The sequence below is a fragment of the Pseudomonas migulae genome, from assembly GCF_043225285.1.
In the GTDB taxonomy this organism is placed as follows: Bacteria; Pseudomonadota; Gammaproteobacteria; order Pseudomonadales; family Pseudomonadaceae; genus Aquipseudomonas; species Aquipseudomonas migulae_C.
On record NZ_CP171224.1, the window covers coordinates 2,652,130 to 2,671,594 of the forward strand.

Consider the following 19,465-nt stretch of genomic DNA (forward strand, 5'->3'; position numbering starts at 1 on the left):
CCTGATTCGCCACATGCTGCTACTGGTCACCGCCTGCCTGGTGATCGGCCTGATCACCGGCTACTACGGCTGGAGCCTCGCCGCGGGCCTGGGCCTTTACCTGGCCTGGACGCTCAAGCAATTGCTGCGTCTGCACGAGTGGCTGCGCCTGCACAAACCCGATGAAGCACCGCCCGATGGCTATGGCCTGTGGGGCGAGGTGTTCGACAGCATCTACCACCTGCAACGCCGCGACCAACGGGTACGCGGGCGCCTGCAAGCGGTGATCGACCGGGTCCAGGAATCCACCGCCGCGCTGAAAGACGCGGTGATCATGCTCGACACCGACGGCAACCTCGAATGGTGGAACCGCGCGGCGGAAACCCTGCTCGGTCTCAAGACGCCACAGGACAGCGGTCAGCCGGTAACCAACCTGGTGCGCCATCCGCGCTTCAAGGAATACTTCGAGCAGGAAAACTACGCCGAACCGCTGGAAATTCCGTCGCCGACCAACGACCGTCTGCGCATCCAGCTGTACATCACCCGCTACGGCAACAACGAACACTTGATGCTGGTGCGCGACGTAACGCGCATCCATCAGCTGGAACAGATGCGCAAGGACTTCATCGCCAACGTCTCCCACGAATTGCGCACGCCGCTGACGGTGATCTGCGGCTATCTGGAAACCCTGCTCGACAACGTCGAGGACGTGAACCCGCGCTGGAGCCGCGCCCTGCAGCAAATGCAGCAGCAAGGCGGGCGCATGCAGACGCTGCTCAACGACTTGCTGCTGCTGGCCAAACTGGAAGCCACCGATTACCCGTCGGACAACCAGCCCGTGGCCATCGATGGCTTGCTGCAATCGATCAAGGGCGACGCCCAGCAACTGTCCGGGCAGAAAAACCAGCGCATCACCCTGGAAGCCGACCCGACGATCCTGCTCAAGGGCAGCGAAGCCGAACTGCGCAGTGCGTTCTCCAACCTGGTGTTCAACGCGGTGAAATACACCCCGGCCGAAGGCAATATCCGTATTCGCTGGTGGGGCGACGAACAAGGCGCGCACCTGAGCGTGCAGGACTCCGGCATCGGCATCGACAGCAAACACCTGCCGCGCCTGACCGAACGGTTCTACCGCGTCGACTCCAGCCGCAACTCCAACACCGGCGGCACCGGGCTGGGGCTGGCCATCGTCAAGCATGTGCTGCTGCGCCACCGCGCACGGATGGAAATCAGCAGCGTGCCGGGACATGGCAGCACCTTCACCTGCCATTTCGCGCCGGCCCAGGTCACCAAATCCCGGGTTATCAGCACGGCCGATTGATACCGGCCAGCATTCGCCACTAGGCAAGCACCCGGTCAGCCGCTACATTGGCTGACTTGTGCCTGCCTTTCAGGCACCGCATTGACCCCCTTTTCGAATACACGGAACCCGCAAAACTCCATCATGGACCCTTCCCCTGGCTTGACCCTCGCAACACTCTTTGCCGATTTCGGCATGATTCTTTTTGCTCTGATCCTGGTTTTGCTCAACGGATTTTTCGTTGCGGCGGAATTTGCCATGGTCAAACTGCGCTCGACCCGGGTCGAGGCCATCGCCGACAAGAACGGCTGGCGCGGGCACATCCTGCGCACCGTTCACAGTCAGCTCGATGCCTACCTGTCGGCGTGCCAGCTGGGCATCACCCTCGCCTCCCTGGGCCTCGGCTGGGTCGGCGAACCGGCGTTCGCGCACATCCTCGAACCGCTGCTGGAAGCCGTGGGCGTGCAGTCGCCCGAAGTGATCAAGGGCGTATCGTTCTTTGCCGCGTTCTTCGTCATCTCGTACCTGCACATCGTGGTCGGTGAACTGGCGCCAAAATCCTGGGCCATCCGCAAACCCGAATTGCTGTCGTTGTGGACCGCCGTGCCGCTGTACCTGTTCTATTGGGCGATGTACCCGGCGATTTACCTGCTCAACGCCAGCGCCAACACCATCCTGCGCATTGCCGGCCAGGGCGAGCCCGGCCCGCATCACGAGCACCATTACAGCCGTGAAGAACTGAAACTGATCCTGCACTCAAGCCGTGGCCAGGACCCGAGCGACCAAGGCATGCGCGTGCTGGCCTCGGCCGTGGAAATGGGCGAACTGGAAGTGGTCGACTGGGCCAACTCCCGGGAAGACCTGGTGACGCTGGAGTTCAACGCGCCGCTGAAGGAAATCCTGGCGATGTTCCGTCGCCACAAGTTCAGCCGTTATCCGGTGTACGACAGCGATCGACAGGAGTTCGTCGGCCTGCTGCACATCAAGGATTTGCTGCTGGAACTGGCCGCGCTGGACCACATTCCCGAGTCGTTCAACCTCGCCGAACTGACCCGCCCGCTGGAGCGCGTGTCGCGGCACATGCCGCTGTCGCAGCTGCTGGAGCAGTTCCGCAAAGGCGGTTCGCACTTCGCCGTGGTTGAAGAGGCCGACGGCAACATCATCGGCTACCTGACCATGGAAGACGTGCTGGAAGTACTGGTCGGCGACATTCAGGACGAACACCGCAAGGCGGAACGCGGGATCCTCGCCTACCAGCCGGGCAAGCTGCTGGTTCGCGGCGATACGCCGCTGTTCAAGGTCGAGCGCCTGCTGGGCATTGACCTGGACCACGTCGAAGCCGAAACCCTCGCCGGGCTGGTGTATGAATCCCTGAAACGGGTGCCGGAAGAGGAAGAAGTGCTGGAAGTCGAAGGCTTGCGGATCATCATCAAGAAGATGAAAGGGCCGAAGATTATTCTGGCCAAGGTGTTGATGCTGGACTGAGACCTCACCCTGTAGGAGCCGCTTGCCGGCGATGAACGATCACGCGGTTTCACATGACACCGCGGCGCTGCCATCGCCGGCAAGCCGGCTCCTACAACGATGGTGTCAGTCCAGGCACCCCATCATTGCTTGCCCAACGCAAAGTTGGGCAACGCGCCGACCGGTTGATTGAACTGGTACGGAATCGAAACAAGCCCCATCCCCGTATTGCGCTGCACCACGAAATGCAGGTGCGGCCCGCTGCTGTTGCCGGTATTGCCCGACAGCGCCAGCGGACTTCCCACCGACACCCGTTGCCCCTCGCGAACACTCACCGAACCTTGCTTGAGGTGCAGGTACACGCCCATCGTCCCGTCATCGTGCAGCACTCGCACGAAATTGCCCGACGGATCGTTGCCGCGCCCGCTCTGGGCATTCTCGGTTTTCACCACCACCCCGCCACGCGCCGCGATGATCGGCGTACCGACGGGCATCGCGATGTCCATGGCGTAGCGATTCTTCGGCCCGAAGTGACTGTATTGACCGTTGGCCCCCTGACTCAGCCGAAACGGACCACCCCGCCAGGGGAACGGGTATCGATAGGCCATGGCGGCCCCTGCAGGGTCGCCCAGGTTGTATTCAAATTTCGGGGTGTACACGAGCGGCCTTTCGGCGCTCATGGCCGTGAGCAACGCCAGGCGAATGCTGCTGCGCGCCGGCATCACTCGGCGAATCGGTCGGCTCGGCGCGCCGTTGACATTCTGCAGCCCGGCAAAACTCAACTCGATCTCGACGGGCGCATACAGGTCGTTGCGCACGTAAACGCTGTCGGCGCCCTTCTTCTTGGTGATGACGAGGTACACCTGACGCTCGAGGTGCTCGACCATGCGATCACGGAAGGTAAACACCTGAGAGCCCTTCGTGGGGCGGTCGCTGTAAGAGACCACGCCGTTGGCGTCGGTGGATTTGTAGATGGTCACGGCCATGGCCGTGGAGGCGACCATGAACAGACCACAAAAGAACAGCAGGCGCGCGAGCATGGGCAAGAATTCTGTCGAGGGAGGCCTGGGGATCAGCCTAGCAGCTGCAATGGACCCGGGTAGTCGGCAGATGTTTCAAAAAGGACTGTTGCGCAGACGTGCGGTGTAGCGGATGGCCCTTCGCGAGCAGGCTCGCTCCTACAGGGATCTTCGGTGGACACAAATTATGTGTACGGCGAGATACCTGTGGGAGCGAGCCTGCTCGCGATGGCGCCCTGTCAGGCGCCGAAGATCACGCGCCTGGAACGAAATGCTTCTGCGCCGTGCCCCGTGCGATCAAACGCGATATGTAATCGAGCTTCTGCGCATCCTGATCGACAAAGCGGAACGTCAGCTGCAGCCATTCGCTGTCAGGTTTCTGCTCGTGGGCGACGATGGCGTGGAGGTAGCCGTTCAGACGAGCCACCTCGGCGTTGTCACCCTGCTCCATGTCGAGCACGGCGCTGTCGAGCACCTGCGGCAGCGCCTCGCTGCGTTTTACCACCAGCAGCGCTTCCTTGAGGCTCAGCGCCTTGATCACGCATTGCTGAATGCCGTTCGGCAGACGCAGCTGGCCCTGGCCACGACCGCTGGACGCTGCCACGGCAGCAGCCGGCGCCTTGACTGGCGGGCTGTTGAGAATGCCACGTGCCGGCGCAGCAGCCGGGGCCGCAGCGACCACTTCAGCCTTGCCGCCGGTCAATGCGCTGAGGGAATCGTTGCCGAATGCCGAGTTCATTTTGGTCGGTGCGCCGCTCATCAGGGCGTCGAGCTTGCCGACCTTGTTCAAGGCCTGTTTGACCTTGTTCAGCAGTTGTTCGTTGGTGAACGGTTTGCTGACGTAACCGGAAACCCCGGCCTGGATCGCCTGGACGACGTTCTCTTTGTCGCCACGGCTGGTCACCATCACAAAGGGCATGGTCTTGAGGCTGTCCTGCTGACGGCACCAGGTCAGCAGTTCCAGGCCGGACATTTCCGGCATTTCCCAGTCGCACAGAACCAGGTCGAAAGCTTCCTTGGCCAGCATGGCCTGGGCCTTCTTGCCGTTGATGGCGTCTTCAGTCCGGATGCCCGGGAAATAATTGCGCAGGCACTTCTTTACCAGGTCACGAATGAACGCCGCATCGTCCACCACCAACACACTGATCTTGCTCATCCACTACCCCTCGAAAATATCCCGGCAAGCATACCGTTTTGCTGATGGCACATTGCCAAAAACCTTCAGTCACGCCGGGACTTTTCGTTCGCGGGTGCTGCGTCCAGCCTCTAAAACCACACACAAAAACGCCCGGCCAAAGGACCGGGCGTTTTTCTTGGGCAGTCTTACTTATCGTCAGCTTTGCCCGGAACATTAGCGGTTTCGCCACTTGTTCCTTCAACTTCTTCTTTCATGCGCTTGAGACCGAGGTGACGCACGTCCGTGCCGCGCACCAGGTAAATCACCAGCTCCGAGATATTGCGCGCGTGGTCGCCGATGCGCTCCAGCGAACGCAGGACCCAGATAATGCTCAGAACCCGCGAGATAGAGCGCGGGTCTTCCATCATGTAGGTCGCCAGTTCACGCAGTGCGGTCTTGTATTCGCGGTCGATGATCTTGTCGTACTGCGCCACCGACAACGCCAGGTCGGCGTCGAAGCGGGCAAACGCGTCCAGGGCATCACGCACCATGTTGCGCACCTGGTCGCCGATGTGGCGCACCTCGACGTAACCGCGCGGCGCTTCACCTTCCTCGCACAGCTGGATGGCGCGACGGGCGATCTTGGTCGCTTCGTCGCCGATGCGCTCAAGGTCGATCACCGACTTGGAAATGCTGATGATCAGACGCAAGTCGGACGCCGCCGGCTGTCGACGGGCCAGAATGCGCAGGCATTCTTCGTCGATGTTGCGTTCCATCTGGTTGATCTGGTCGTCGATCTCGCGAACCTGCTGGGCCAGGCCGGAGTCGGCCTCGATCAGCGCGGTGACCGCGTCGTTGACCTGCTTCTCGACCAGCCCGCCCATGGCCAGCAGGTGGCTGCGCACTTCTTCCAGTTCGGCGTTGAACTGCGCGGAAATGTGATGGGTAAGGCCTTCTTTACTAATCATGTTGGCGTCCTTGGAGCGTCCGGTAAAGTGCGGTGGGCCGCAGCGTCAGTTCAGTGAGCAACCACAGCTTCCTAGCCGTAACGACCGGTGATGTAGTCTTCGGTCTGCTTCTTCGCCGGATTGGTGAACAGGGTGTCGGTGTCGCCGAATTCCACCAGCTTGCCCATGTACATGAACGCCGTGTAGTCGGAAACCCGCGCGGCCTGTTGCATGTTGTGGGTCACGATGACGATGGTGAACTTCGATTTCAGTTCGTAGATCAGCTCTTCGACTTTCAGCGTCGAGATCGGATCGAGTGCCGAGCACGGTTCGTCGAGCAGCAGCACTTCCGGTTCCACGGCGATGGTGCGCGCGATCACCAGACGTTGCTGTTGACCACCGGACAGGCCGAGGGCCGATTCATGCAGACGGTCTTTGACTTCGTCCCACAGCGCCGCGCCTTTCAACGCCCACTCGACGGCTTCGTCGAGAACGCGCTTCTTGTTGATGCCCTGGATGCGCAGGCCGTAGACCACGTTTTCGTAGATGGTTTTCGGGAACGGGTTCGGCTTCTGGAACACCATGCCGACGCGACGACGCAGCTCGGCCACGTCTTCGCCCTTGCGGTAGATGTTATTGCCGTAGAGGTTGATTTCACCTTCTACGCGGCAGCCGTCGACCAGGTCGTTCATGCGGTTGAAGGTGCGCAGCAGCGTGGACTTGCCGCAGCCGGACGGGCCGATGAAGGCGGTCACGCGCTGTTTCGGGATGTTCATGCTGACGTCGTACAGCGCTTGTTTTTCGCCGTAGAACAGGCTCAGCCCCGGCACTTCGATGGCCACGGTTTCCTGCGCCAGGTTCAGGCTCTGTTTGTCTCGGCCCAGGGCAGACATGTTGATGCCGTGGGTATGTGTTTCGTGCTGCATGGGAAGCTCCCTGTGCTGACAAATTCGGTTCGGTTTTTGTGGGAGCGAGCCTGCTCGCGATACGGTCGACGCGGTTCAAATCTGAAACCGCGGTGATGCCATCGCGAGCAGGCTCGCTCCCACAGAGAAATCAGTGCTGCATCAATCAGCTATCCAGCGCTTTGTACTTCTCGCGCAGGTGGTTACGGATGTAAACGGCCGACAGGTTCAGTGTCGCGATCACCAGCACCAGCAGCAGCGCCGTGGCGTACACCAGCGGTCGTGCGGCTTCGACGTTCGGGCTCTGGAAGCCGACGTCATAAATATGGAAGCCCAGGTGCATGATCTTCTGGTCCAGGTGCAGGTATGGGTAGTTGCCGTCCAGCGGCAGCGACGGCGCCAGTTTCACCACACCCACCAGCATCAGCGGCGCCACTTCACCGGCGGCGCGAGCCACCGCGAGGATCATCCCGGTCATCATCGCCGGGCTGGCCATCGGCAGCACGATCTTCCACAAGGTTTCAGCCTTGGTCGCGCCGAGGGCCAACGAGCCTTCACGCACGGTGCGAGGAATCCGCGCCAGGCCTTCTTCGGTGGCCACGATCACCACCGGCACTGCCAGCAACGCCAGGGTCAACGAAGCCCAGAGCAGACCCGGCGTACCGAAGGTCGGAGCCGGCAGCGCTTCAGGGAAGAACAACCGGTCGACCGAACCGCCCAGCACGTAAACGAAGAAGCCCAGACCGAACACGCCGTACACGATCGCCGGAACACCCGCCAGGTTGTTCACCGCGATACGGATGATCCGCGTCAGCGCGTTCTGCTTGGCGTATTCCCGCAGGTAAACCGCCGCCAGTACACCGAACGGCGTCACGATCATCGCCATGATCAGCGTCATCATCACGGTGCCGAAGATGGCCGGGAAAATCCCGCCTTCAGTGTTCGCTTCACGTGGGTCGTCGCTGAGGAATTCCCAGACCTTGCTGAAGTAGAAACCGATCTTGGTCAGTGTGCCCATGGCGTTCGGCTGGTAGGCGTGAACCACCTTGCCGATGCCGATTTCAATCTCTTTGCCGTTGGCATCGCGGGCCGTCAGGCTGTCGCGATTGAATTGGGCGTGCAGGTCGTTCAGGCGTGCTTCGATGTCCTGATAGCGGGCATTCAGCTCGGCGCGCTCGGATTCCATGTCCGCTTGCGCGGTGGCATCGAGCTTGCCGGCCAGTTCCAGTTTGCGACCGTGCAGACGGATGCGTTCGAGGCCGGAGTTGATCGCGCCGATGTCGACTTTTTCCAGGCTCTTGAGCTGCGCGGCGAGCTGGTTGACCCGGGCGACACGGGCCTGCAGCTCAGGCCACGCGGCCTCGCCTTCAGCGATGACCTTGCCGTCCTGTTTGACGTTGACCAGGTAGCCGTAGAAATTGCCCCACTCACGACGCTCGATAGCCATCAGCTCAGGCGGGGTTTTCTGGTTGGTCAGCCACTCGCCGACGATCCAGGTGAAGTCGTTGCCATTCAAGTCACGGTTGCCGACCTTGATCAGCTCGCGGGTCATGAACTCCGGGCCCTGATCGGGCACCGGCAGGCCCGCGCTTTTCAGGCGCTCGCGGGGCACTTCTTCCTTCTGTACCACTTCGCCGATGACCAGGTGATTGGCCTGGCCCGGTACGTCGTAGCTGGCGTGAATCAAATCCGCCGGCCAGAAGTGACCCAGACCGCGTACGGCAATCACTGCCAGCAGGCCAATGGTCATGATGACCGCGATGGACACCGCGCCACCGCTGATCCAGACGCCGGGGGCGCCGCTCTTGAACCATCCATTCAGGGAGTTCTGTTTCACAGACTTCTACCTTTCTTAAAGCGACGAGTATTTCTTGCGCAGACGCTGACGAATCAGTTCCGCGAGGGTGTTCATGACGAAGGTGAACAACAGCAGCACCAGCGCCGAGAGGAACAGCACGCGGTAGTGGCTGCCGCCGACTTCCGATTCGGGCATTTCCACCGCGACGTTGGCGGCCAGCGTTCGCAGACCTTCGAACAGGTTCATTTCCATGACCGGGGTGTTGCCGGTGGCCATCAGCACGATCATGGTTTCACCAACCGCGCGGCCCATGCCGATCATCAGCGCCGAGAAGATGCCCGGGCTGGCGGTGAGGATCACCACGCGCGTCATGGTCTGCCACGGCGTGGCACCGAGCGCCAGGGACCCGAGGGTCAAACCGCGAGGCACGCTGAACACGGCGTCTTCGGCGATGGAGTAGATGTTCGGGATGACCGCGAAGCCCATGGCCAGACCGACCACCAGTGCGTTGCGCTGGTCATAGGTGATGCCCAGGTCGTGGGAGATCCACATGCGCATGTCGCCGCCGAAGAACCAGGTTTCCATGTACGGGCTCATGTACAGCGAGAACCAGCCCACGAACAGGATCACCGGGATCAGAATCGCGCTTTCCCAACCGTCCGGCACTCTCAGGCGGATCGGCTCAGGCAGGCGACTGAAGACAAAACCGGCCACCAGGATGCCGATCGGCAAGAGCATCAGCAGGCTGAAGATGCCCGGCAAATGCCCTTCTACATAAGGTGCGAGGAACAGACCGGCGAAGAAGCCGAGGATCACCGTCGGCATCGCTTCCATCAGTTCGATCACCGGCTTGACCTTGCGGCGCATGCCCGGTGCCATGAAGTACGCGGTGTAGATCGCCGCAGCGACGGCCAGTGGTGCGGCCAGCAGCATGGCGTAGAACGCGGCTTTCAGGGTGCCGAAGGTCAGCGGGGACAAGCTCAGCTTGGGTTCGAAGTCGGTGTTGGCCGCAGTCGACTGCCAGACGTATTTAGGCTCGTCGTAGTTCTCGTACCAGACCTTGCTCCACAGCGCGCTCCACGAGACTTCCGGGTGCGGGTTGTCGAGCAGCAGCGGTTGAATCTTGCCGCCCGCCTCGACGATCACGCGGTTGGCCCGTGGCGACAGACCGAACAGGCCCTGGCCTTCCACGACCTGATCCACCAGCAAGGTGCGGTGCGCGGTGCTGTGGAACACGCCGAGCTTGCCGGAAGCGTCGAGGGCGATGAAACCTTTGCGGCGCTCTTCAGCGGTGATTTCAACGATGGGCGTGGTGCCCATCTGGAACGTGCGGATCTGCTTCAGGCGCAGTTCGCCATCCGGGTCGCGGGCCATGAACCACTGGGCCAGGCCACCCTTGGAATCGCCGAGGATCAGCGAGATACCGCCCACCAGCTGGGTGCTGGCAGTGATTTCGGCGTCGCCGTTTTCGAGCAGCTTGTAGCGACCGTTGAGACTCTTGTCGCGCAGGCTGAACACGTCGGCCTGGGCGCGACCATTGATTACGTACAGCCACTGCTGGCGCGGGTCGACGAAGATGTTCTTCACCGGCTCGGTCATCTGCGGCAGGTCGATGCGCTTCTGCTCGCTGGTGATTTCGCCGGTCATCATGTTCTCTTCGCTGGTCAGCGACAGGACATTGAGTTGCGAACCGGTGGAGCCGACCAGCATCAGGGTCGAATCGGTGGCGTTGAGGCTGACGTGCTCCAGCGCACCGCCCGCCTCGTTCAGCGCAACCGGGGTTTCGCCGTACGGGTATTCAATGGCAGGCGAGATGGTTTTCTTGCCGTCGGGGTAGCTGACTTTATAAGTGTGACGGAACACCAGCGCCTGACCGTTGGACAGGCCCACCGCCACCAGCGGGTGACCGGGCTGGTCTTCACCGATGGAGGTCACGGTGGTGCCGGCCGGGATCGGCAGATCGACGCGCTTGAGTTCAGCGCCACTGTCGATGTCGAAGAACAGCGCCTGTCCTTTATCGGAAACGCGCATGGCGACCTGGTTCTGCTCTTCCAGGGAGATCATCAGCGGCTTGCCGGCGTCCTGAATCCAGGCCGGGGTGATGGCGTCCTTGGCTGTCAGGCTTGCACCCTGGAACAGGGGCGCGACGACGTAGGCCAGGAAGAAGAAGATCAGCGTGATCGCGCCGAGAACGGCAAGGCCGCCAACGAGGACGTACCAGCGGGTCAGGCGATCTTTAAGCGCGCGGATGCGGCGCTTGCGTTGCAGCTCAGGCGTATTGAAATCAATTCGCTTGGGGGGATTAGTAGTCATGGTGGAATTGGCCAGATCATTCATGCGCACACCCTAGCGATCCTGTATGACAGAAAGATGACAATGCAGTGACGCAGCAAATCCACCGCGAGTGAGAACTGGCAGTGGATCAAAAATTTGGGGATGTAGGAGCCGGCTTGCTGGCGAAAAATGGTACATCCGACGCATCCTCTGTTGGATGGACGACCATCGCCAGCAAGCCGGCTCCTACACAGGTCCGGGGTTTACCCCGGGCCTAGGGTTTTACTTTTTTGCGACTTCAGCGCCGCCTTCCGCCAGACCCAGGTCAGCCAGTGCTTTTGCAGCAACCTTGGCCGGCAGTGGGATGTAGCCGTCTTTCACTACCACTTCCTGGCCCTGTTTCGACAGAACCAGTTTCACGAACTCGGCTTCCAGCGGGGCCAGAGGCTTGTTCGGGGCCTTGTTGACGTAAACGTAGAGGAAACGCGACAGCGGGTACTTGCCGTTCAGGGCGTTTTCTTCGGTGTCTTCGATGAAGTCAGTGCTGCCTTTCTTGGCCAGGGCAACAGTCTTCACGCTAGCGGTCTTGTAGCCGATGCCCGAGTAACCGATGCCGTTCAGCGAGGAGCTGATCGACTGCACGACCGAAGCCGAACCTGGTTGTTCGTTGACGTTTGGCTTGTAGTCGCCTTTGCACAGGGCTTCTTCTTTGAAGTAGCCGTAAGTGCCGGATACCGAGTTACGACCGAACAGCTGGACTGGCTTGTTGGCCAGGTCGCCGGTCACACCCAGGTCGCCCCAGGTTTTCACGTCGGTTTTAGCGCCGCACAGACGAGTGGACGAGAAGATCGCGTCGACTTGTTCCATGGTCAGGTGCTGGATCGGGTTGTCTTTGTGAACGAAGACAGCCAGGGCGTCCACGGCAACCGGGATAGCGGTTGGCTTGTAGCCGTACTTCTGCTCGAAGGCAGCCAGTTCGGTGTCCTTCATCTTGCGGCTCATCGGGCCCAGGTTGGAGGTGCCTTCAGTCAACGCAGGTGGCGCGGTGGCGGAGCCAGCGGCCTGAATCTGGATGTTTACGTTCGGGTATTCTTTTTTGTAGTTCTCAGCCCAGAGGGTCATGAGGTTGGCCAGGGTATCGGAGCCGACGCTGGACAGGTTGCCCGACACACCAGTGGTCTTGGTGTAGCTCGGGATCGACGGGTCAACAGCGGCGAACGCGTTGGCAGTCGCAACGCCAGCAGCGACAAAAGTCATTGCCGCCATCAAACGCTTCAGTTTCATGCCTTACTCCTAGCAGATAGGGTGTGTTAAGTCGGGGCCAAGTATCAGGAGGCCGTGTGAACACTCTATGGCTGAAATATGACAATTGGATGAAAGGCCACCATTGCGGGTTTCAACGGGATTTCGCGTTATCGTTCATCGCCGGCAAGCCGGCTCCTACAAAGGCAACAATCAACTGTAGGAGCCAGCTTGCTGGCGATGAGGCCTGAATTAGCGCCCTTTCTTCCAGAGATAACCGCCCACAACAATCCCGACCCCGCAGATGATCGCCACGTAATACGCCGGCCCCATCGGGCTTTCCTTCAGCAGCAAGGTCACCACCATCGGCGTCAGGCCACCGAAAATCGCGTAGGCCAGGTTGTAGGAGAACGACAACCCGCTGAAACGCACCACCGCCGGGAAGGCTTTGACCATCACGTACGGCACCGCACCGATGGTGCCGACCAGCAGACCGGTCAGCGCGTACATCGGGAACAGCCAGTCCGGGTGATTGAACAGGCTGTGATAGAAGGTCCACGAACTGATCAGCAGCGCGGCACTGCCGAACACGAACACCCGGCCCGCGCCAAAGCGGTCAGCCAATGCGCCGGAAGCCACGCAGCCCAGGCTCAGGAACACGATCGCCAGGCTGTTGGCCTGCAACGCGGTGGTCGGTGTGAAGTGATAAATGGTTTGCAGCACGGTCGGCGTCATCAGGATGACCACGATGATGCCGGCCGACAGCAGCCAGGTCAGCAGCATGGAGATCGCGATCGCGCCGCGATGGTCGCGCAACACCGCGCGTAGCGGCACTTCTTCGGCCAGGGCCTTGCGCAGTTGCAGCTCGGCAAAGACCGGCGTCTCGTGCAGCCAGCGGCGCAGGTAAACCGAGAACAGGCCGAACACGCCACCGAGCAGGAACGGGATCCGCCAGGCGTAATCGGACACTTCCACCGGGGTATAAATGCTGTTGATCGCGGTGGCGACCAGCGAACCCAGGAGGATGCCGGCCGTCAGACCGCTGGTCAGCGTGCCGCAGGCGTAGCCGATGTGCCGCTGCGGCACGTGTTCGGAAACGAAGACCCAGGCGCCAGGCACTTCACCGCCAATGGCCGCGCCCTGGATCACCCGCATCAGCAGCAACAGGATTGGCGCCCACATGCCGATCTGCGCGTAGGTCGGCAGCAGGCCCATGATCAGGGTCGGCACCGCCATCATGAAGATGCTCAGGGTGAACATTTTCTTGCGACCCAGCAGGTCGCCGAAGTGTGCCATCACGATGCCGCCCAACGGGCGGGCGAGGTAGCCGGCGGCGAAGATGCCGAACGTCTGCATCAGCCGCAGCCACTCGGGCATGTCGGCCGGGAAGAACAGCTTGCCTACTACCGTGGCGAAGAACACGAAGATGATGAAGTCGTAGAACTCCAGCGCGCCGCCGAGTGCGGACAGCGATAGAGTCTTGTAGTCATTGCGGGTCAACGGACGTGCGGGCTGGGTCGGCTGCGCGATGCTCGAGGGCGCTGGGGTCATGGCAAGGGCTTCTCTTATAGTCGAATCTGCAACCCCAACAACGCTGGCGGAGGCTTGGGCAGGCCCGCACGATAGCAAATTGTTCGAAAAAGCACATAGAGGCGCGTATTTGACGGTCAAAATGAGAACCGGACGGTCGTCTCGGAGTCTACCGACCGATATACTCGCGATCTTGCAACAGTTTGAAAGGGTTGCTGTGCGAAGACGCTGCTGGCCTACCAGTCGATTTCGCAGAGTTTCCCTTTAGGCGCCTTACGAAAAACGTGACGAACGTAGTATGTTCGGGGCTGAATCGTTTTTCCGAGACGGCTATTCACCCGCAACACCTATGAAGAGTCACGGGTCAGAGGCACCCCCGGCATGATAGAGCTCGAACAAGAAGATCCAATCCCGCAAGGCGACCTGGCCCTGCAAATCACCGCGCTTCCGCGTGAAACCAACGGCTTCGGGGATATCTTCGGCGGCTGGCTGGTGGCGCAAATGGATTTGGCTGGCACCGCAATGGCCAGCAAGGTCGCGGGCGGCCGTGTCGCCACCGTGGCGATCGACCGCATGGCCTTCCTCGTGCCGGTGGCGGTGGGCGCCCAGCTCTCCTTTTATACCCAGGCACTGGAAATCGGTCGCAGCTCGATCCAGATGATGGTCGAGGTCTGGAGCGACGATCCGCTGTCCAGCGAGTGGCGTAAAGTGACGGAAGCGGTGTTTGTGTTCGTGGCCATCGACGGCAGCGGTCGCACCCGTTCGGTTCCGCCCCGCGCGCGTTAAACACGGCGGGCGTTTTGCGGTCCATAGCAGTCATTGTTCCTGATCGAGAGTTGCCCCATGAGCACGCCCAACGTTGAAGCCGTGAAACTGGATGAACTGAACTGCTGGCGCATCCGCCACGGTCAGGCCGAATTGCTGGTCGCCCAGCAAGGCGCGCACATCCTCAGTTATCAGCTGGCCGGCCAGCCGCCGCTGATCTGGCTCAACGACGAAGCGGTGTTCAAGGCCGGCAAAGGCATCCGCGCCGGTGTGCCGGTGTGCTGGCCGTGGTTCGGCAACTTTTCGCGCAACCCGCCGAGCGTTCAGGCGATGCGCGTCAGCCAGGAACCGCCGACCGCCCACGGATTTGTGCGAACGACGGACTGGGTGCTCGACGGCATTGAGACCGAAGGCGAAAGCCTGAAGGTGGAATTCGTCCTGCCCTACCCTGAAGGCGGCTTTCCGGGCTGGCCGCACCAGGTGGATCTGAAGCTGAGCATTCGTCTGGATGAGCAACTGCACATCAGCCTGACCAGCCACAACCAAGGCACCGACGAAGTCACCCTCAGCCAGGCGCTGCACAGCTATTTCGCCGTCAGCGATGTGCGCAATGTGCACGTTGAGGGGCTGGATGGCCTGAAGTACATCGAGACGCTGGATGACTGGAAAACCGTTACTCAGTCCGGCGACCTGAGTTTTACCGGCGAGACGGATCGCATCTACCTCGATACTCCGGCGAAGCTGAGTATCGTCGACCCGGCCTGGGAACGGCGCATCGAGCTGACCAGCAGCGGTTCGCGCACGGCGGTGATCTGGAACCCGTGGATCGATCGCGCAGCGGCGTTCAGCGACATGGCCGACGATGGCTGGCAACGCATGCTGTGCATCGAGACAGCGAATGTGATGGGCGATGTGGTGACGCTGGCGCCGGGAGCCAGCCATACCCTGGGCGTGAGCATTGCCAGCAAATCCCTCTAATACCAGATACCCAATGTAGGAGCGAGCCTGCTCGCGATGAGGTCATCACATTCAACATCCATGTTGAGTGAAATACCGCTATCGCGAGCAGGCTCACTCCTACATTTGATCGCCTACAAGTCAGATTCCTTGACCACCCGCACTTTCGCCGCATCCAGCGCATACGCCGCGTCGGCCAGGTCATTGTTGACCTTCTCGATCTTCAGCGTGCCGGTCACCCACAGCGGCGTGTAGATATCGTTCAGCTTCAAGCCTTGCGGATAACGCACCAGCACCAGCTGGTTGGGCGGCGGTGGCGGCACGTGGATGCAGGCGCCCGGGTACGGCACGAGGAAGAACAGCGTGCTGCGGCCCTTCGCGTCGGACTCCAGCGGCACCGGGTAACCACCGATGCGAATGTTCTTGTCGTTCATCGACGGCACGGTTTTGGTCGAGTACATCACCGCCGGCAAGCCCTTGCTCTGCTTCATGCCACCCTTTTCGGTAAAGGTGCCATTGGCTTCGGGGGAGTTGTGGTCGATTTCGGGCATGGCCTCGAGGGCTTTCTGGTCCGACTTGGGCATCAGTTCGAGCCAGTCGGTTTCCGGCAGTTCGCCGGCGTGGGCAAGGCCCGTACTCAGAAAAAGAACAGTCAACAGAAGACGGCGCATGGAAGTGCTCGGTAAAGGAAGGACGATAAGTCGCCGAGCATTCTAGTCCTCCCGGACTGCGCAGCCGAGAGGACTTTGTCGCCTGGATCAGTTCTTTTTGATCAAGCCGTAGATCACCAGCAGCACCACGGCGCCGACCAGCGCACCGATGAAGCCCGCGCCCTGGCCCGCTTGGTAGATGCCCAGGGCCTGACCGCCGTAGGTGGCCGCCAGCGAACCGCCGATACCGAGCAGGATGGTCATGATCCAGCCCATGCTGTCATCGCCCGGTTTCAGGAACCGAGCCAGCAGGCCGACGATCAAGCCGATAAAGATGGTTCCGATAATTCCCATGGCATTTCCCTCTGATTGAATGGCTGTGTCCTGTCTCACCAATAATGTTCCTCTTTTGACGAGTGGCTGTTGTCGTCAGGCAAGGCGCCGCGACGAGTCATAGCGCGCTATGGCGAGGAGCGGCAACGCAGCATGATGGCAACAGACGCCGTCAAAAAGGAACAGTATTGGTGAGACAGGACACCTTGCAGAAGCCTAGTCAGACTTTCGCATCCTGCCATGAGAGAACGGCGGCCCCTGAATGGTTCCGCCGCTGCCACATGAAACTGTTTACTCGGCGATGAGGGCTTCGACCTTGAGGATCTGAGCCGCCAGCGTTTCGCGATCCGCGCAACGCAGGTTGGCGTGACCGACCTTGCGGCCGACCTTGAACGCCTTGCCGTAGTGATGCAGATGGCAATCGGCGATGGCCAGGACCTTCTCGGTCTCCGGCACTTTACCGATGAAGTTGAGCATCGCGCTCTCGCCGACCTTGGCCGTCGAGCCCAGCGGCAAACCGGCTACGGCTCGCAGGTGGTTTTCGAACTGGCTGCACTCGGCGCCTTCGGTGGTCCAGTGCCCGGAGTTGTGCACGCGCGGGGCGATTTCGTTGGCCTTAAGGCCGCCGTCGACTTCAAAGAACTCGAACGCCATCACGCCAACATAATTCAGCTGCTTGAGCACACGGCTGGAATAGTCTTCGGCCAGGGCCTGCAACGGGTGATCGGTGCTGGCCACGGACAGCTTGAGGATGCCGCTGTCGTGGGTGTTGTGCACCAGCGGGTAGAACCTGGTTTCGCCATCGCGAGCGCGCACGGCGATCAGCGACACTTCGCCGGTGAACGGCACGAAGCCTTCCAGCAGGCAGGCCACGCTGCCCAGCTCGGCGAAGGTACCGACCACGTCTTCAGCGGTGCGCAGGACTTTCTGGCCCTTGCCGTCGTAACCCAGGGTGCGGGTTTTCAGCACGGCCGGCAGGCCGATGGAGGCCACGGCAGCGTCGAGATCGGCTTGCGACTGGATGTCGGCGAACGCCGGGGTTGGAATCCCCAGGTCCTTGAACATGCTCTTCTCGAACCAGCGGTCACGGGCGATGCGCAGGGCTTCGGCACTCGGGTAGACCGGGACGAATTGCGACAGGAACGCCACGGTTTCAGCCGGGACGCTCTCGAACTCGAAGGTCACCAGATCGACTTCATCGGCCAGCTGGCGCAGATGATCCTGATCGCCGTAATCGGCCCGCAGGTGCTCGCCCAACGCGGCTGCGCAAGCATCCGGCGCGGGATCCAGGAAAGCGAAGTTCATGCCCAGCGGAGTACCCGCCAGCGCCAACATGCGACCCAACTGGCCGCCACCGATTACACCGATCTTCATCGTCAACAACCTCAGGCAATGCGTGGGTCTGGATTGTCCAGGACGCTGTCTGTCTGCTCAGCACGGAAGGTTTTCAGCACTTCATGGAACTGCGGGTGCTTGGCGCCCAGGATGCTCGCCGACAGCAGCGCGGCGTTGATCGCGCCCGCCTTGCCGATGGCCAGGGTGGCGACCGGAATGCCCGCCGGCATCTGCACGATCGAGAGCAGCGAGTCGACGCCAGAAAGCATCGCCGACTGCACCGGCACGCCCAGCACCGGCAGGTGGGTCTTGGCCGCACACATGCCAGGCAAGTGGGCTGCGCCACCGGCACCGGCGATGATCACCTCGATGCCACGCGCCTCCGCCTCTTCGGCGTACTGGAATAGCAGGTCCGGGGTGCGGTGGGCAGAGACCACTTTCACCTCGTAAGGAATGCCGAGCTTTTCCAGCATATCGGCGGTGTGGCTAAGGGTGGACCAATCGGACTTGGAGCCCATGATCACGCCAACCAGTGCACTCATCGTCGTGCCTCTTCTCTCTGGGCGCCCGCAGGCGCGTCAAAAAACAACAAGCCACGCAAAATGCGTGGCTTGATTGTACGAAAAATGGCCGGACGAACCGGCCGAAGGCCGCGCAGTATACCTCAATGAAGCAGATAAACAGCCCCCGATGCGACCATCTGTCATACGGCGCAAAACCCCGGTTTTATTGACTTAAAGGTCAACGTGATACACCGCAAATCCCCTGTGGGAGCGAGCCTGCTCGCGAAGATCGTGTATCAGGCAACATTAACGTCGACTGACCCAACGCTTTCGCGAGCAGGCTCGCTCCCACAGTGGATCTTCACAAGGCTCAGGAACCCATCGTACCTTGCGCGGCGCCGCCTTCGAGTTTGCGCCACAGCAACCGCACATTCGCCTTGCGCACCAGCGCGCAGCGGTACAGACGAATCTCCAGCGGCACATGCCATTGCGGGCCGCCGCAGACCACCAGTTCACCGCGGGCCAGCTCGGCACGCACACTCAGCTGCGGCACCCAGGCAATACCCAGCCCTTCCAGCGCCATGCTTTTCAGGCTGTCGGCCATGGCGGTTTCATACACCGTGGTAAACCGCAGCGCGCGCTGGCGCAGCAAGCCGTTCACCGAACGCCCGAGAAAGGCGCCGGCGCTGTAGGCGAGCAACGGGACGCTGGCTTCGCCTTCCAGATCGAACAGCGGCTTGCCGTCGGCATCCGCTGCGCACACCGGCAACATTTCGGTGTGCCCAAGGTGCAGCGACGGGAAGATTTCCGGGTCCATCTGCATCGCCGCGTCCGGGTCGTAGAACGCCAGCATCAGATCGCAACCGCCTTCGCGCAACGCATGCACCGCGTCACCAACGTTGGTCGCCACCAGCCGCGTGGCGATGTTCAAGCCTTCATTGCGCAGCTGCGCGATCCAGCGCGGAAAGAAACCCAACGCCAACGAGTGAGCTGCCGCGACCTGCATCACTTCGCCCTGCCCGCCTTCCAGATGATGAAGATGGCGCAGCACTTCGCCGAGTTGCTCGACCACGGTGCGCGCGGTCACCAGAAACAACTGCCCCGCCGCGGTCAGCTCGACCGGCGTGCGCGAACGGTTGACCAGTTGCAGCCCCAGCGCGGCTTCCAGGCTGCGGATTCGCCGGCTGAACGCCGGCTGGGTCACGAAGCGGCGTTCCGCAGCCTGGGAGAAGCTGCGGGTGGCGGCCAGAGCGCTGAAGTCCTCAAGCCATTTACTTTCCAGATTCATCACGTCCTCCCGGACACGCACCAAATTAGGTCACACGCTCGCCGTGAACACGGCGTCAC

At 61.2% G+C, this 19,465-nt stretch carries 17 protein-coding genes; 4 read left to right on the forward strand and 13 right to left on the reverse strand.

The genetic code is table 11. The features are described 5' to 3' along the window. Nucleotides 1-13: 13 nt before the first annotated feature. Both phoR and ACF6ZU_RS12315 read left to right on the forward strand, forming a co-directional pair. Nucleotides 14-1,300, forward strand: a complete 1,287-nt coding sequence (phoR, locus tag ACF6ZU_RS12310) for a phosphate regulon sensor histidine kinase PhoR (protein WP_392893791.1) — start codon at nt 14-16, stop codon at nt 1,298-1,300. A gap of 123 nt (nt 1,301-1,423) precedes the next feature. Next, the gene (locus tag ACF6ZU_RS12315; protein WP_392892744.1) at nt 1,424-2,764 is read left to right on the forward strand and encodes a hemolysin family protein; all 1,341 of its coding nucleotides are present in this window, start codon (nt 1,424-1,426) and stop codon (nt 2,762-2,764) included. A gap of 122 nt (nt 2,765-2,886) precedes the next feature. On the opposite strand, the gene ACF6ZU_RS12320 is transcribed toward ACF6ZU_RS12315, so the two are convergent. From ACF6ZU_RS12320 to ACF6ZU_RS12355, 8 genes are all read right to left on the reverse strand, one after another. Further along, nucleotides 2,887-3,783, reverse strand: a complete 897-nt coding sequence (locus ACF6ZU_RS12320) for a peptidoglycan DD-metalloendopeptidase family protein (RefSeq protein WP_392892746.1) — start codon at nt 3,781-3,783, stop codon at nt 2,887-2,889. Nucleotides 3,784-4,015: 232 nt separating this feature from the next. After that, on the reverse strand, nt 4,016-4,918 hold the full coding sequence (locus ACF6ZU_RS12325; protein ID WP_392892747.1) for a response regulator: 903 nt from the start codon (nt 4,916-4,918) through the stop codon (nt 4,016-4,018). Between the two features lie 167 nt (nt 4,919-5,085). Further along, nucleotides 5,086-5,847, reverse strand: coding sequence for a phosphate signaling complex protein PhoU (gene phoU / locus ACF6ZU_RS12330; protein WP_008150055.1), 762 nt, complete (start codon nt 5,845-5,847; stop codon nt 5,086-5,088). Between the two features lie 71 nt (nt 5,848-5,918). Continuing rightward, entirely contained in the window at nt 5,919-6,752 is an 834-nt protein-coding gene (gene pstB / locus ACF6ZU_RS12335; protein WP_224541637.1) for a phosphate ABC transporter ATP-binding protein PstB, read from the reverse strand. Nucleotides 6,753-6,897: 145 nt separating this feature from the next. After that, nucleotides 6,898-8,568 carry a phosphate ABC transporter permease PstA gene (pstA, locus tag ACF6ZU_RS12340; RefSeq protein WP_392892750.1) on the reverse strand — a complete coding sequence of 557 codons (1,671 nt, stop codon included), beginning with the start codon at nt 8,566-8,568 and terminating at the stop codon, nt 6,898-6,900. Between the two features lie 15 nt (nt 8,569-8,583). Continuing rightward, on the reverse strand, nt 8,584-10,617 hold the full coding sequence (locus tag ACF6ZU_RS12345) for an ABC transporter permease subunit (protein ID WP_392893792.1): 2,034 nt from the start codon (nt 10,615-10,617) through the stop codon (nt 8,584-8,586). Between the two features lie 468 nt (nt 10,618-11,085). After that, nucleotides 11,086-12,087 carry a phosphate ABC transporter substrate-binding protein PstS gene (locus tag ACF6ZU_RS12350; protein ID WP_214379900.1) on the reverse strand — a complete coding sequence of 334 codons (1,002 nt, stop codon included), beginning with the start codon at nt 12,085-12,087 and terminating at the stop codon, nt 11,086-11,088. A 210-nt stretch (nt 12,088-12,297) separates the two neighbouring features. After that, entirely contained in the window at nt 12,298-13,596 is a 1,299-nt protein-coding gene (locus ACF6ZU_RS12355; RefSeq protein ID WP_392892753.1) for an MFS transporter, read from the reverse strand. 360 nt (nt 13,597-13,956) lie between these two features. Between ACF6ZU_RS12355 and ACF6ZU_RS12360 the strand changes: the two genes are divergently transcribed. Together ACF6ZU_RS12360 and ACF6ZU_RS12365 are read left to right on the forward strand one after the other, a co-directional pair. After that, nucleotides 13,957-14,361, forward strand: coding sequence for an acyl-CoA thioesterase (locus tag ACF6ZU_RS12360; protein WP_007896491.1), 405 nt, complete (start codon nt 13,957-13,959; stop codon nt 14,359-14,361). Nucleotides 14,362-14,418: 57 nt separating this feature from the next. Then, entirely contained in the window at nt 14,419-15,318 is a 900-nt protein-coding gene (locus ACF6ZU_RS12365; protein ID WP_392892756.1) for a D-hexose-6-phosphate mutarotase, read from the forward strand. Between the two features lie 113 nt (nt 15,319-15,431). On the opposite strand, the gene ACF6ZU_RS12370 is transcribed toward ACF6ZU_RS12365, so the two are convergent. The 5 genes from ACF6ZU_RS12370 to ACF6ZU_RS12390 all read right to left on the reverse strand — a co-directional run bounded on the left by ACF6ZU_RS12370 (nt 15,432) and on the right by ACF6ZU_RS12390 (nt 19,406). Then, nucleotides 15,432-15,968 carry a DUF3299 domain-containing protein gene (locus tag ACF6ZU_RS12370; protein WP_392892758.1) on the reverse strand — a complete coding sequence of 179 codons (537 nt, stop codon included), beginning with the start codon at nt 15,966-15,968 and terminating at the stop codon, nt 15,432-15,434. An 87-nt stretch (nt 15,969-16,055) separates the two neighbouring features. Then, nucleotides 16,056-16,301, reverse strand: a complete 246-nt coding sequence (locus tag ACF6ZU_RS12375) for a GlsB/YeaQ/YmgE family stress response membrane protein (RefSeq protein WP_008030708.1) — start codon at nt 16,299-16,301, stop codon at nt 16,056-16,058. 270 nt (nt 16,302-16,571) lie between these two features. Beyond that, nucleotides 16,572-17,654: a 5-(carboxyamino)imidazole ribonucleotide synthase gene (locus ACF6ZU_RS12380; protein WP_059403824.1), complete on the reverse strand. Its 1,083-nt coding sequence runs from the start codon at nt 17,652-17,654 to the stop codon at nt 16,572-16,574. Between the two features lie 11 nt (nt 17,655-17,665). After that, on the reverse strand, nt 17,666-18,157 hold the full coding sequence (gene purE / locus ACF6ZU_RS12385) for a 5-(carboxyamino)imidazole ribonucleotide mutase (protein WP_008030713.1): 492 nt from the start codon (nt 18,155-18,157) through the stop codon (nt 17,666-17,668). 331 nt (nt 18,158-18,488) lie between these two features. Further along, complete coding sequence (locus tag ACF6ZU_RS12390) at nt 18,489-19,406, reverse strand: LysR substrate-binding domain-containing protein (RefSeq protein WP_392892760.1); 918 nt, start codon at nt 19,404-19,406, stop codon at nt 18,489-18,491. Between the last annotated feature and the right edge of the window lie 59 nt (nt 19,407-19,465).

Excerpts from the sequence above, each read along its gene's own strand:
- ACF6ZU_RS12370 (WP_392892758.1), bottom strand. The coding sequence starts at position 15,968 with ATGCGCCGTCTTCTGTTGACTGTTCTTTTTCTGAGTACGGGCCTTGCC.
- pstB (WP_224541637.1), bottom strand. The coding sequence starts at position 6,752 with ATGCAGCACGAAACACATACCCACGGCATCAACATGTCTGCCCTGGGC.
- purE (WP_008030713.1), bottom strand. The coding sequence starts at position 18,157 with ATGAGTGCACTGGTTGGCGTGATCATGGGCTCCAAGTCCGATTGGTCC.
- ACF6ZU_RS12375 (WP_008030708.1), bottom strand. The coding sequence starts at position 16,301 with ATGGGAATTATCGGAACCATCTTTATCGGCTTGATCGTCGGCCTGCTG.
- phoR (WP_392893791.1), top strand. The coding sequence starts at position 14 with ATGCTGCTACTGGTCACCGCCTGCCTGGTGATCGGCCTGATCACCGGC.
- ACF6ZU_RS12380 (WP_059403824.1), bottom strand. The coding sequence starts at position 17,654 with ATGAAGATCGGTGTAATCGGTGGCGGCCAGTTGGGTCGCATGTTGGCG.
- ACF6ZU_RS12360 (WP_007896491.1), top strand. The coding sequence starts at position 13,957 with ATGATAGAGCTCGAACAAGAAGATCCAATCCCGCAAGGCGACCTGGCC.
- ACF6ZU_RS12325 (WP_392892747.1), bottom strand. The coding sequence starts at position 4,918 with ATGAGCAAGATCAGTGTGTTGGTGGTGGACGATGCGGCGTTCATTCGT.
- ACF6ZU_RS12365 (WP_392892756.1), top strand. The coding sequence starts at position 14,419 with ATGAGCACGCCCAACGTTGAAGCCGTGAAACTGGATGAACTGAACTGC.
- phoU (WP_008150055.1), bottom strand. The coding sequence starts at position 5,847 with ATGATTAGTAAAGAAGGCCTTACCCATCACATTTCCGCGCAGTTCAAC.
- ACF6ZU_RS12390 (WP_392892760.1), bottom strand. The coding sequence starts at position 19,406 with ATGAATCTGGAAAGTAAATGGCTTGAGGACTTCAGCGCTCTGGCCGCC.
- ACF6ZU_RS12355 (WP_392892753.1), bottom strand. The coding sequence starts at position 13,596 with ATGACCCCAGCGCCCTCGAGCATCGCGCAGCCGACCCAGCCCGCACGT.
- ACF6ZU_RS12315 (WP_392892744.1), top strand. The coding sequence starts at position 1,424 with ATGGACCCTTCCCCTGGCTTGACCCTCGCAACACTCTTTGCCGATTTC.
- ACF6ZU_RS12320 (WP_392892746.1), bottom strand. The coding sequence starts at position 3,783 with ATGCTCGCGCGCCTGCTGTTCTTTTGTGGTCTGTTCATGGTCGCCTCC.
- ACF6ZU_RS12350 (WP_214379900.1), bottom strand. The coding sequence starts at position 12,087 with ATGAAACTGAAGCGTTTGATGGCGGCAATGACTTTTGTCGCTGCTGGC.